This is a genomic window from Streptomyces sp. NPDC058274, from assembly GCF_042881375.1.
Classification (GTDB): Bacteria; Actinomycetota; Actinomycetes; order Streptomycetales; family Streptomycetaceae; genus Streptomyces.
Genome location: NZ_JBHVXW010000023.1, coordinates 1 through 12,744, shown reverse-complemented (window position 1 = coordinate 12,744; position 12,744 = coordinate 1). Strand labels below are relative to the sequence as shown.

The 12,744-nt window shown below is 71.5% G+C and carries 11 protein-coding genes; 8 read left to right on the top strand and 3 right to left on the bottom strand.

Annotated features, from left to right (window positions below; all coding sequences use genetic code 11):
• The first annotated feature begins 630 nt into the window (after positions 1-630).
• The 3 genes from ACFVYF_RS32525 (at position 631) to ilvD (ending at position 4,094) form a co-directional block, all read left to right on the top strand.
• Positions 631-1,455: a sugar phosphate isomerase/epimerase family protein gene (locus ACFVYF_RS32525; protein ID WP_389461196.1), complete on the top strand. Its 825-nt coding sequence runs from the start codon at positions 631-633 to the stop codon at positions 1,453-1,455.
• Entirely contained in the window at positions 1,452-2,072 is a 621-nt protein-coding gene (locus ACFVYF_RS32520) for a TetR family transcriptional regulator (RefSeq protein ID WP_389461194.1), read from the top strand. The genes ACFVYF_RS32525 and ACFVYF_RS32520 overlap by 4 nt, the downstream gene beginning before the upstream one ends.
• 168 nt (positions 2,073-2,240) lie before the next feature.
• Positions 2,241-4,094 carry a dihydroxy-acid dehydratase gene (gene ilvD, locus ACFVYF_RS32515; protein ID WP_389461192.1) on the top strand — a complete coding sequence of 618 codons (1,854 nt, stop codon included), beginning with the start codon at positions 2,241-2,243 and terminating at the stop codon, positions 4,092-4,094.
• A 185-nt stretch (positions 4,095-4,279) separates the two neighbouring features.
• Here the strand turns inward: ilvD and ACFVYF_RS32510 are convergent, their stop codons facing one another.
• The gene (locus ACFVYF_RS32510; RefSeq protein WP_389461190.1) at positions 4,280-6,457 is read right to left on the bottom strand and encodes a serine/threonine-protein kinase; all 2,178 of its coding nucleotides are present in this window, start codon (positions 6,455-6,457) and stop codon (positions 4,280-4,282) included.
• A 211-nt stretch (positions 6,458-6,668) separates the two neighbouring features.
• Between ACFVYF_RS32510 and ACFVYF_RS32505 the strand changes: the two genes are divergently transcribed.
• Together ACFVYF_RS32505 and ACFVYF_RS32500 are read left to right on the top strand one after the other, a co-directional pair.
• Positions 6,669-7,091, top strand: a complete 423-nt coding sequence (locus tag ACFVYF_RS32505; protein ID WP_389461188.1) for an SH3 domain-containing protein — start codon at positions 6,669-6,671, stop codon at positions 7,089-7,091.
• Between the two features lie 158 nt (positions 7,092-7,249).
• Positions 7,250-7,732, top strand: a complete 483-nt coding sequence (locus ACFVYF_RS32500; protein ID WP_389461186.1) for an EamA/RhaT family transporter — start codon at positions 7,250-7,252, stop codon at positions 7,730-7,732.
• Between the two features lie 282 nt (positions 7,733-8,014).
• Here the strand turns inward: ACFVYF_RS32500 and ACFVYF_RS32495 are convergent, their stop codons facing one another.
• Positions 8,015-8,278 (bottom strand): hypothetical protein, encoded by a 264-nt coding sequence (locus tag ACFVYF_RS32495; RefSeq protein WP_389461184.1) that lies wholly within the window; start codon positions 8,276-8,278, stop codon positions 8,015-8,017.
• 75 nt (positions 8,279-8,353) lie between these two features.
• On the opposite strand from ACFVYF_RS32495, the gene ACFVYF_RS32490 reads away from it, so the two are divergent.
• From ACFVYF_RS32490 to proC, 3 genes are all read left to right on the top strand, one after another.
• Positions 8,354-9,313 carry an ABC transporter ATP-binding protein gene (locus ACFVYF_RS32490; RefSeq protein WP_389461182.1) on the top strand — a complete coding sequence of 320 codons (960 nt, stop codon included), beginning with the start codon at positions 8,354-8,356 and terminating at the stop codon, positions 9,311-9,313.
• Complete coding sequence (locus ACFVYF_RS32485) at positions 9,310-10,107, top strand: ABC transporter permease (protein WP_389461180.1); 798 nt, start codon at positions 9,310-9,312, stop codon at positions 10,105-10,107. The genes ACFVYF_RS32490 and ACFVYF_RS32485 overlap by 4 nt, the downstream gene beginning before the upstream one ends.
• A 208-nt stretch (positions 10,108-10,315) precedes the next feature.
• Positions 10,316-11,125, top strand: a complete 810-nt coding sequence (gene proC, locus ACFVYF_RS32480) for a pyrroline-5-carboxylate reductase (protein ID WP_383291258.1) — start codon at positions 10,316-10,318, stop codon at positions 11,123-11,125.
• Positions 11,126-11,211: 86 nt separating this feature from the next.
• Here proC and trpS read toward each other — a convergent pair whose 3' ends face one another.
• A complete protein-coding gene (trpS, locus tag ACFVYF_RS32475; RefSeq protein WP_389461178.1) occupies positions 11,212-12,210 on the bottom strand; it encodes a tryptophan--tRNA ligase in 999 nt (332 codons plus the stop codon).
• Positions 12,211-12,744 lie beyond the last annotated feature (534 nt).

The window sequence follows — 12,744 nt, the reverse complement described above, 5'->3', positions numbered from 1 at the left end:
GCTTCGCCGCCCCCCGGGGTGCCCGCTGCCCGCAGCCATGCGGCTTCGCCGCCACCGCGTGCCCGCCGCCGCAGCCGTGCGGCTTCGCCGCCACCTGCGGGTGCCCGCTGCCGGCAGCGATGGCGGTTGGTCGCCGGGGTGCCCGCTGCCCGCAGCCATGCGGCTTCGCCGCCACCGCGTGCCCGCTGCTCGAAGCGATGACGGTTGCCGCTGCCCGCAGCGCAAGACAACGACGGCGGGTCGCCCCAGCCCACAGTGCAGGACAGCGTCGGCGGGCCGCCACGCCCGCAACCCCCATGCACCCGCAGTCGCCCCCGTACCGAAGGGGCCGTGCCGGTACATCAAATGCCCGTCGCCATGCGTGAGGACGGGCAAGCGAGCGCCCCCAGAAGACAGCACAGCCGGTAGGGCGACGGGCGGATGTACCGGCACGGACCCGACCCACCTACCGGCGCTAGGCGAACCACCCACCGCCGGACGGCGGCCCCACGCACCGAGGGACGGCGGCCCCACGCACCGAGGGACGGTGCCCCACCCACCCCCGGAACAGCGAACCCCGCCCAAGGCGCCCCCGCCAGCAAAAGGCACCGGCCCCCCACCCCACCCACCCCGCCCCGTACTCTGTCCTTCGTGGCAGAACCAGTGGTGCGCATCCCGGATGCGAAGGTCGCGCTGTCCACGGCGTCCGTGTATCCGGAGTCGACGGCGACGGCCTTCGAGATCGCCGCGCGCCTCGGCTACGACGGCGTCGAGGTCATGGTCTGGACCGACCCGGTCAGTCAGGACATCGACGCGCTGCGCAGACTCAGCGACTACCACCGGATCCCGGTCCTCGCCGTCCACGCCCCGTGCCTGCTGATCACCCAGCGCGTGTGGTCCACCGACCCGTGGACCAAGCTCCAGCGCGCCCAGTCCGCCGCGGAGAAGCTCGGCGCCGCCACCGTCGTCGTACACCCCCCGTTCCGCTGGCAGCGCCAGTACGCCCGGGACTTCGTCGAGGGCATCTGGCGGATGGCGAACGAGACGGACGTCCGGTTCGCCGTCGAGAACATGTACCCCTGGCGCTACCGCGACCGCGAGATGCTCGCGTACGCCCCCGACTGGGACGTCACGACCGAGGACTACCGGCACTTCACGATCGACCTCAGCCACACCGCGACCGCCCGCACGGACGCCCTGAAGATGATCGACCGCATGGGCGACCGCCTCGGCCACGTCCACCTCGCCGACGGCAACGGCTCCAACAAGGACGAACACCTGGTCCCCGGCCGCGGCACCCAGCCCTGCGCGGAAGTCCTGGAGCGCCTCGCGACCACCGGCTTCGACGGTCACGTCGTCATCGAGGTGAACACCCGCCGCGCGATGTCCAGCGCCGAACGGGAGGCCGACCTCGCCGAGGCACTGGCCTTCACCCGGCTCCACCTCGCCTCCGCGGTCAAGGTGCCCCGGCCATGACCGCGGCAGCCCCCGCCCCGCGCCGCCGGGGCCGCCCGTCCCGTACGGAGACGGCGGCCTCCCCGGCCACCCGCGACGTCATCCTGGCCGCGGCGCGGGAGGAGTTCTCCGCGCGGGGCTACGAGAAGACGTCCGTACGCGGGATCGCCAAGACCGCCGGCGTGGACTCGGCGCTGGTGCACCACTATTTCGGTACCAAGGAGAACGTGTTCGAGGCGGCCATCGAGGGCGCCTTCGCCCCCGCCCTGGAGGCTCCGAACGCGATCGAGAACGGTTCCCTCGACGACGTCGGCGAACGCCTGACGCGTTTCATCTTCGGCATCTGGGAAAACCCGTCGACCCGTACGCCGCTGCTCGCGATCGTGCGGTCCGCGGTGAACAACGAGACGGCGGCCGCGGTCTTCCGCCGGCTGATCGCCGCGCAGCTGCTGCGCCGTATCGCCCAGCAGCTGGACGTCCCGGACCCCGAGCTGCGCGCCGAGCTCGCGGCGGCCCAGCTGGTCGGGGTCGCGATGCTGCGGTACGTCATCCAGATCGAGCCCCTGGCCTCGGCGGACCCGGAGCGGATCATCGAACGGATCGCCCCGGTCGTACAGGCACACCTGACAGGCCCCTGACGCCCCCACCGACCCGCACACTCCCTGCACCGCACGCCCCCGAGACCGGGGCGGGAACAGGGCCCGCTCACCGAGACACCCGTCCCGCATTCCGGACGCTCTGTCCGAATCGTGGCGCACCGGCGTAGGCTCGACGGAAGTCACAACTCTCCGAAGGAGCGAGCGACGATGCCCGAGCTGAGGTCCCGCACTGTCACCCACGGCCGCAATATGGCGGGCGCACGCGCCCTGATGCGCGCCTCCGGTGTACCGGGCGCGGACATCGGACGGAAGCCGATCATCGCGGTGGCGAACTCGTTCACGGAGTTCGTGCCGGGCCACACCCACCTCCAGCCGGTCGGCCGGATCGTGAGCGCGGCGATCACCGCCGCGGGAGGCATCCCGCGCGAGTTCAACACGATCGCGGTCGACGACGGCATCGCGATGGGCCACGGCGGCATGCTCTACAGCCTGCCCTCCCGCGACCTGATCGCGGACAGCGTCGAGTACATGGTGGAAGCCCACTGCGCCGACGCCCTGATCTGCATCTCGAACTGCGACAAGATCACGCCGGGCATGCTGATGGCGGCCCTGCGCCTGAACATCCCGACGGTCTTCGTCTCCGGCGGCCCGATGGAGTCCGGCCGTGCCACCCTCGTCGACGGCACGGTCCGCACGCTCGACCTGGTCGACGCGATCTCGGACGCGGTGAACGACAAGATCTCGGACGAGGACATCCTCCGTATCGAGGAGAACGCCTGTCCGACCTGCGGCAGCTGTTCCGGCATGTTCACCGCCAACTCGATGAACTGCCTGACGGAGGCCATCGGCCTCTCGCTCCCCGGCAACGGCTCGGTCCTCGCCACGCACACGGCCCGCAAGGGCCTGTACGAGGACGCGGCGCGCACGGTCATGGACGTCACCCGCCGCTACTACGAGCAGGACGACGAGACGGTCCTGCCGCGCAACGTCGCCACCCTCGCGGCCTTCCAGAACGCGATGGCGCTGGACATCGCCATGGGCGGCTCGACGAACACGATCCTGCACCTGCTGGCCGCCGCCCAGGAGGCGGGCGTCCCGTTCGGCCTGGAGGAGATCAACGAGGTCTCGCGCCGCGTCCCCTGCCTCGCCAAGGTCGCACCGAACGTGGCCAAGGACCGTACGTACTACATGGAGGACGTGCACCGCGCGGGCGGTATCCCGGCCCTGCTGGGTGAGCTGCACCGCGCCGGCCTGCTGAACGAGGACGTGCACTCCGTCCACAGCCCCTCCCTCGCGGACTGGCTGAAGACGTGGGACGTGCGGGCCGGCTCCCCGTCCCCCGAGGCCATCGAGCTGTGGCACGCGGCCCCCGGCTGCCGGCGCTCCGCCGAGGCCTTCTCCCAGTCCGAGCGCTGGGAGGCCCTCGACGAGGACGCGGAGAACGGCTGCATCCGCTCCGCGGAGCACGCGTACTCCAAGGACGGCGGCCTGGCGGTCCTCAAGGGCAACCTCGCCGTGGACGGCTGTGTCGTGAAGACGGCCGGTGTCGACGAGTCCATCTGGACCTTCGAGGGCCCGGCGGTCGTCTGCGAATCGCAGGAGCAGGCCGTCGAGAAGATCCTGAACAAGCAGATCACGCACGGCGACGTGGTGGTCATCCGTTACGAGGGTCCCAAGGGCGGCCCGGGTATGCAGGAGATGCTCTACCCGACCTCCTTCCTCAAGGGCCGCGGCCTCGGCAAGACCTGCGCGCTGATCACCGACGGCCGCTTCTCCGGCGGCACTTCGGGCCTGTCGATCGGCCACGCCTCCCCCGAGGCGGCCTCCGGCGGCACGATCGCCCTCGTCCAGGACGGCGACCGCATCCGCATCGACATCCCGAACCGTACGATCGAACTCCTCGTCTCCGACGCCGAGTTGGTGACCCGCCGCGAGGCCCTGAACGGCGTCTTCGCCCCCGTCGACCGCGACCGCAAGGTCTCCGCCGCCCTGCGCGCCTACGCAGCGATGGCCACGAGCGCGGACAAGGGAGCGGTCCGGGACGTCTCGAAGCTCGGCTGAGCTCCGGCCCGCGCGCCGGCCCGCACACGGACCCAGTGAGGGGCCGCTCCCGTTGGAGCGGCCCCTCACCGCATGCGGATAGGTGGCGATACGCATGCGGAGAGGTGGCGATACGCATGCGGAGAGGTGGCGATACGCACGCGGAGAGGTGGCGATACGCACGCGGAGAGGTGGCGATACGAGCCTCACCAGTCGGCCGGATCGTCCCCCGCCACCGAGAACACGGTCCCGTCCGGCGCACTCGCGTACACGCGCCCGCCGGCCGTGGCGGGCGCCGGCAGCCCGGCCACGACCCGGTCCGACGCCGCCGCGAGCCGAATCCCGGTCTGCCCGACGAGCTTGCCCGCGCGGGCGTCCACCGCGAGCAGCCGGCCGTCGGCGGCGGTGAAGTACACGTGGCGGTCGTCCGCGGCCGGGGTGGAGCCCTGGCTCACGGAGGTCTCAAGCCGCCACCGCTGCCGCAGCGCGTCCAGGTCGACGGCCACCATCCCGCCGCCGGTGGCCAGCAGATACGCGGTGTCCCCCCGGACGGTGGCGCGAGCCTGGGGGAGCGCCACCCCGAGCGGGGCCCGGCGCGAGGTCTTGGCCTCGGGGTCGTACCGCACCAGGGCGTTCGTCTCGCCGTCCTTGTTCGCGGCGGTGAGGACCAGGGCGCCCTGCCGCGTGCCGACCGGAGTCAGGGTGCCCGGCAGCCGGGCGTCCCAGCGCACATCGCCGGTATCGGGGTCCACGGCGACGACCCGCGTGCTCGACCCGTCGGGCGTTGCGCTCGTGGCGTACGCGAGCGCGGCCCCGCCCTCGCCACTCCCGCCCTCGCCGCTCCCGCCGCCGGCGCTCGCGTTCCCGCCGAAGGAGACGACGGTCGGCATGTGGTCCCCGGGCAGCCGGTGGCTCCAACGGTTCTTGCCCGTGGCGCCGTCCACTCCGGTGACCGCCCCGTCGGCGCCGGTCAGCAGCACCGTGCCGCCGGCGTGTTCCACACCGCCGTACGCCGAGATGTTCCGCGTCCAGCGGGTCCTGCCCGTGGCCGGATCGAGGGCCTCCAGCCGCTGCCCCTGCTGGGTGACGGCGTGCACCAGCCCGCCCGACACGGCAGGCGCGGGAACCGGCGCGTCCCGCTCGCCGAAGGTGTGCCGCCACAGCACCTTGCCGTCGACCGGGTCCAGAGCGGAGATCAGCCCGGGCTGGGCACAGAACAACTTCCCTGCGCCGTACGAGCATTGGGGTGTTCCGTCGGTCGTCCCGGCACCGGAGGCGGGCTTGCGGCTCCAGGCGCTCGGGGCGGCCGGCGCGGACCGCGCTCGGCTGTCCTTCGGGGTCGCGTCACCCGATGCGGACAGCCCGGCCGACACCAGCACCCCGCCCGCGACGAGCGCGAGGACCCCGGTCAGGAGGATCATGCGCCGGCGCAGCCGCCGTCCGTGCCGCACCCCGGGCGCCCCCGCGCCGTCGTTCCCGCCCGCCGGTCCGTCCGCAACCGCGGGGCCGGCCGGCACCGCCCGCTGGGCCGGTATGAACGCCTGGGTGTCGTACGAGGCCGCGACCGAGCGCAGTGCGCGCATCAGCTCGTCGGGGGTGGGCCGGACCTCCGGCTCCTTGGCGAGGCACCGCGTGACGAGCGGGGCGAGATTCTGCGGTACGCCGGTCAAGTCGGGTTCGTCGTGGACGACTTGGTACGCGACGACGTACGGGCTGTCGGAGTCGAAGGGCCCGCGGCCGGTGGCGGCGTGCACCATCACCGAGCCCAGCGCGAAGATGTCCGCGGCCGGCCCCACCTGCCGCGGCCGGCGGAACTGCTCCGGAGCCATGAAGGGCGGAGTGCCGATCAACTTGCCCGTCTCGGTGTGCAGTTCGCTGTCCGATGGCCGGGAAATGCCGAAGTCGATGACCTTGGGCCCGTCCTCGGCGAGCAGGACGTTGCTGGGCTTCAGATCCCGGTGGACGACGCCCACCCGGTGGATGTCACGCAGCGCCTCGGCGAGCCCGGCCATCAGCCGCCGCAACTCGGCGGGTGGCATCGGACCGTTCCGCTTCACCTGCTCGGCGAGGGTCGGGCCGGGGATGAACAGCGTGGCCATCCAGGGCCGGGCGCCCTCCGGGTCGGCGTCGACGACCGGCGCGGTGAACGCACCGCTCACCCGCCGAGCGGCCGCGATCTCCTGCCGGAACCGGCCCCGGAACTCGGGGTCCTTGGCGAACTCGGCATGCACGACCTTCACCGCTAGCCGCCGCCCCGAGCCGCTGCGGGCCAGATGGACGACGCCCATCCCACCGGACCCGAGCCGCTCCTCAAGACGGTAGTGGCCGGCGTATTCAGGCAGTTCCGCTTCCGCGTCCGCTCCGGTGTTCCGCTGTGGCGCCATGGACCCACCCCCGTGCTGTTCGTCCGCGCGCGCGACGCACGGAGCCTAGTCGATGACTCGTACGAGACAGAGGCGGCTTGCTAGCCTCCGCGTGCGACTTACGTACAACTGTGCCTGGCGTGTTTTCGGGGGAACCCGGCGCGCTTCACGCAGCGACGGGCGCGACGTCGCACGCAGGTTTTCCATGTCTGATTCAACGGGGGAGGCCCACATGGCCATTGACCGCATCGAAGGCAGCACAAGAGACGGCAGCGAAGCCGAAGTCACTACGGGGACAGAGGCCGAGCCCACGACGGAGACCGTCTCGGCGACGGCGACGGCGACGGCGACGGCACCCGCACCCGCACCCGCACCCGCACCCGCACCTGATGTCGAGTCTGCGGCACTGCACTACTACTCCATCGCCCCGGGCCAGACGCTGAACGTCCGCAGCGGCCCCGGCACCACCTACCGCATCACCCGCGTCCTGCCCGAGGGCTCGCGCGTCGCGATCTTCTGCCAGCGCCCGGGGGAGACCGTCACCGGCCCGTACGGCAAGACGAGCATCTGGGACAACATCGCGAACGGCGAGTACGTCTCGGACGCCTACGTGAAGACCGGCAGCGACGGCTACATCGCGCCGCGCTGCACCTGAGTGACCTGAGTGATCTGAGTGACCTGAGTGATCTGAGTGATCTGAGTGACCTCAGTGACCTCAGTGACCTCAGTGACCTCAGTGCCGAAGGGCAGGGGTCCGCGGCGGACCGGTCGCCGGGGAGATAGCGGACCGGTCGCCGGGGAGATAATCGTCGGGTGAGTGACGAGACCGGTACCCCCGCGGGCCCCCAGCCCGAGCCCATCCGCTTCTTCGGGACGACGTGGGTGGAACACGACGGCGGCTATACGGGCCGCCGGGCTGCCGTGGCCCTCGGCTCGCTCGCGGCCGCGGCCGCCGCCTGCTTCGTGCTGCGCTTCGCCTACCAGGGCCTGGCGATCGCCGACGTCGGCAAGCCCGTCACGCTCCTGGTCGTCGTGATGTTCGCGGTGTGCAGCGCCCTTGCCTTCCGCCACACCTGGGACGCCTTCGGCAAGCGCCCCGACCCCGATCGCCAGGCCTCCCTCCGCGGCCTCCTCGCCATCGGCTTCGTCGGCTCCCTCCTCGCGTACTTCTTCCGCTCCCTCACCGAGGCCCCCGGCGAGAAACTCCACCGCCACGAGTACGACGCCGCCCGCGCCCAGCACACCCGGCGCACCACCCGCCGCACGGGCAACCCCTCAAGGAAACGACACGGGTAGGGACCCGTTTCCCACCGGGCGTTTCCCCCCGGCCGTTTTCCCGCCCCGGTCGTCCCCCCGGGCCGTTCCCGTCTCGGCCGTTTCCCGCCCCGGCCGTTTCCCACCCTGGCGGGCCGGCACGGGCCGGTTGTCCCTACGGGGTTCTCGCCCCCTCCGCCCCTGCCCGTCCCGTCCTGGGGCTCCGCCCCAGACCCCGCTCCTCAAACGCCGGAGGGGCTGAGATGTGCCCCGGCGACTCTTTGCCCGCGGACGGTGAGCTCTCTCGTCCCGGGCGGGAGATTTTCAGCCCGTCCGGCGTTTGAGGACGAGCGCGTCAGCGCGATACGGGGGTCTGGGGGCGGAGCCCCCTGGTACGGGACGGGCAGGGGCGGCGGGGGCGAAAACCACCCCACCACGAGCACGCAGGCCGAGCACGGTGGAACCACCGATCACCGGCGCCACGGTGCCGGCCTCCCCGGCCAGCGAGACGAGCCCGGCCCGTTTCCCGGGCCCGTCGGCGGCCGCGGCCGCGTCCCCCATCGCGTACACCTGACCGGCGATCAGCACGCCCCCGCCCGACTCATCCGTCTCCGACGTCTCGGACCTTGACGAGCAAGTCCTCGGAGGAGCAATAATCATCACATGATGAATATAAATCCCCGTCCTCCGGACCCCACCACGGCCCCCACCACGGCCCCCACCACGGCCCCCAGCGCGCCCCCCGCTGTCCGCGCCGAAGGCCTCACCGTCGTACGCGGCACCCGCCAGGTCCTGCGAGGACTCGACTTCTCCGTCCCGCGCGGACAGATCACCGGCCTGCTCGGTCCCTCCGGCTGCGGCAAGTCGACCCTGATGCGCGCGACCGTCGGCACCCAGGCCAGGACGACGGGCACCCTCGAAGTCCTCGGCCGCCCCGCGGGCGACGCCACGCTCCGCTCCCGCATCGGCTACGTCACCCAGGCCCCCTCCGTCTACGACGACCTGTCGGTCCGCCAGAACCTCGACTACTTCGCCGCGATCCTCGACCCCGGCCGAGCAGCCGCCGACCGCCGGCACCAGCACGTCACCCGGGCCATCGCCGACGTCGACCTCACCTCCCACGCCGGCTCCCTCGCGGGCAACCTCTCCGGCGGCCAGCGCAGCCGCGTCTCCCTCGCCGTCGCCCTCCTCGGCACCCCCGAACTCCTCGTCCTCGACGAACCCACCGTCGGCCTCGACCCCGTCCTGCGCCGCGACCTGTGGAGCCTCTTCCACTCCATCGCCGCCGACCGGGGCGCCACCCTCCTCGTCTCCTCCCACGTCATGGACGAGGCCGAGCGCTGCCACCGCCTCCTCCTGATGCGCGAGGGCCGGATCCTCGCCGACGACACCCCCGACGCCCTGCGCGAACGCACCGGCACCCCAACCGTCGAAGCCGCCTTCCTCCGCCTGGTCGACGAGGCCATCGCGACGGGCAGCGACACCACGGGCAGCGACACCACGGGCAGCGACACCACGGGTGACGGCCCCCCGGCCGACGGCCCCTCGACCCCCGCCCGCCGGACCACCACCGGCGACGGGCCCGCGCCCGGCGACCAACCCCGCAAGGAGACCGTCCGATGAGCACCACGGCCCTCACCGAACCCACCGCCACGAACACGCCGGCCCGCCCGCGCGCGATCAATTTCTCCCGCACCACCGCCACCGCGGCCCGCGTCCTGGGCCAACTCCGGCACGACCCGCGCACCATCGCGCTGCTGATCCTGATCCCCTGCGTGATGCTCCTGCTGCTCCGCTATGTCTTCGACGGCAGCCCGCGCACCTTCGACTCCATCGGCGCCTCCCTCCTCGGGATCTTTCCCCTGATCACGATGTTCCTGGTGACCTCCATCGCCACCCTGCGCGAACGCACCTCCGGCACCCTGGAACGCCTGCTCGCCATGCCCCTCGGCAAGGGCGACCTCATCGCGGGCTACGCCCTCGCCTTCGGCGCCCTCGCGATCGTCCAGTCCGCCCTCGCCACCGGCCTCGCCGTCTGGTTCCTGGGCCTGGACGTGACGGGCTCGCCCTGGCTGCTGCTCCTGGTCGCCCTGCTCGACGCCCTGCTCGGCACGGCCCTCGGTCTCTTCGTCTCGGCCTTCGCGGCCTCGGAATTCCAGGCGGTTCAGTTCATGCCGGCGGTGATCTTCCCCCAACTCCTCCTCTGCGGCCTCTTCACCCCCCGCTCCGACATGCACCCCGTCCTCGAAACCATCTCCGACGTCCTCCCCATGTCGTACGCCGTCGACGGCATGAACGAGGTCCTCAAGCACACCGACATGACAGCCACCTTCGTCCGCGACGCCGTGATCGTCGCCGCCTGCGCCCTGCTGGTCCTCACCCTGGGCGCGGCCACTCTGCGGCGCCGGACCGCCTGACCGCCCCACCCCGTCCCGCGGTCCAAGGCGACCCCGTCCGACGGCGGGAACCCCGGACGGTACGACGGGCACACGCGGTGAGCGCCGGGGCCGCACCCCGTTCACGGCAACCGGCAGGAGGTGTCCCGCCCAACGGACAGCCCACCCCCGACGGCACCCCGGGTGCGAGGATGGACACCGGACGACGCACCCCGGAGGGCACCGCATCATGAGCCAGAAAGTCGCAGTCCTGGGCACCGGAAAGATCGGCGAGGCCCTGCTCAGCGGAATGATCCGAGCCGGCTGGGCCCCCGCCGACCTCCTGGTCACCGCCCGCCGCCCCGAGCGCGCCAAGGAACTGCAGGAGCGCCACGGAGTCACCCCGGTCAGCAATCCCGAGGCCGCCAAGACCGCCGACACCCTGATCCTCACGGTCAAGCCGCAGGACATGGGCACGCTCCTCGACGAACTCGCCCCGCACATCCCCGCCGACCGCCTGGTCATCAGTGGCGCCGCGGGCATCCCCACCTCCTTCTTCGAGGAGCGCCTCGCCCAGGGCACCCCTGTCGTCCGTGTCATGACGAACACACCCGCGCTCGTCGACGAGGCCATGTCCGTCATCTCCGCGGGCAGCCACGCCACCGCCGAGCACCTCGCCCACGCCGAGGAGATCTTCGGCGCCGTCGGCAAGACGCTCCGCGTCCCCGAGTCCCAGCAGGACGCCTGCACCGCCCTCTCCGGATCGGGCCCGGCGTACTTCTTCTATCTGGTCGAAGCCATGACGGACGCGGGCATCCTGCTCGGCCTGCCCCGCGACAAGGCCCACGACCTCATCGTCCAGTCCGCGATCGGCGCCGCCGTGATGCTCCGCGACAGCGGTGAGCACCCCGTGAAGCTCCGCGAGAACGTCACGTCCCCCGCGGGCACCACGATCAACGCCATCCGCGAACTGGAGAACCACGGCGTACGCGCCGCACTCATCGCCGCGCTCGAAGCCGCCCGCGACCGCAGCCGCCAGCTGGCCTCCGGCAACAGCTGACCCCCAGCCGGTGCCGGGGATGCCCTGTCCCCGGCACCGGCGCGGGCCCGCCCACGCGGCGCCCGACGAGCGGCGGCCGCGCCCGCCTACCCCGCCGGCAGCAGGCCGATCGCCCGATACGCCGTATCCACCCGTGGCCTCGCCATCTCCCTGGCCCTCTCCGCACCCTGCCGCAACACCCCCTCCACGTACGCAGGATCCGCGCACAACTGCTTGTGCCTCTCCTGTACGGGCCTGAGGAGCTCGACCACGGCCTCGGCGGTGTCCTTCTTCAAAGCGCCGTACGACTCATATACACCGCTCAAGGCCTCGGGGTTCCCACCCTCACAGGCCGCGAGGATCTCCAGCAGATTCGAGACCCCGGGTCGCTCCGCCCGGTCGTAGACGACGCCCGACCCGCTGTCCGTGACAGCCCGCATGATCTTCTTCCGCACGACCTCCGGCTCGTCGAGCAGATAGACCACCCCGGGCCCGACGTCGTCGCTCTTGCCCATCTTCGACGTCGGCTCCTGCAGATTCATCACCCGAGCAGCCACCGTCGGAGGCGTGGCCCGCGGCACCACGAACGTCTGCCCGTACCGCTGGTTGAACCGCACCGCCAGATCCCGCGCGAGCTCGACATGCTGCGTCTGGTCGTCACCGACCGGCACCTCGTCCGTCCCGTACGCCAGGATGTCCGCCGCCATCAGCACCGGATACGTCAGCAGGGACAGCCGCACACTCCCCCCACGCTCCCGTTCCCGCGCGGTCTTCTCCTTGTACTGGATCATCCGCCGCATCTCCCCGTCGGTCGCGACGCACTCCAGCAGATACGACAGCCGCGCGTGCTCGTCCACATGACTCTGTACGTAGACGGTGCACAGCTCCGGATCCAGCCCCGACGCCAGCAGCAGCGTGGCCGCCTGATGACTGAGCCTGCGCACCCGCCCCGGATCGTGGTCCACGGTCAGCGCGTGCAGATCCACGATGCAGAACAGGGCATCGGCGTGATGCTGATCGACATCAGCCCACCGCCGTACGGCTCCCAAGTAGTTCCCCAGCGTCAGATGCCCGGTCGGCTTGACCCCACTGAAGATCCGCGTCATCTCTCCACCTCCTGGTCGAGGCCGCCGCGCCCGCCGGCCGCTCCTCCAGGAGGGAGAAACAAGAACGGCCGCCGAGGCGGCGGCCGTTGAGTACATACGTGAGTACGGCCGCCGTCAGGCGGCCCACCACAGCTGGGTGCACGCATGCGTAGTCATGCCTCCGAGAGTACGCCCCCAGAGCCCCCTCCGGAGCGAAGTTGACACGCCCCAGCGCCGTACGTAATGTTCTCCGAGCTGTCCGACGTGAGCGCCGACTCCGGTCGGTCCCCGGATGGCCATTCCGCAACAAGCACTCAATGATCGACGACTCGTCGTCGGCTCGTTTTCATGCGTGTTTGCGAAATGAGGAATCCGCGTTCGAAAGGACGCCACCCCGATTAGCTCGGGAGCCAGGATTCCGCTAAAGTCTCACTCGTCGGAACGGCCCAACGGCCGGGAGGACAACCCCCGCTGACTGGGAATCAGGCCCGAAAGGATCTGATAGAGTCGGAACCGCCGGAAAGGGAAACGCGGAAGCGGAAACCTGGAAAGCAC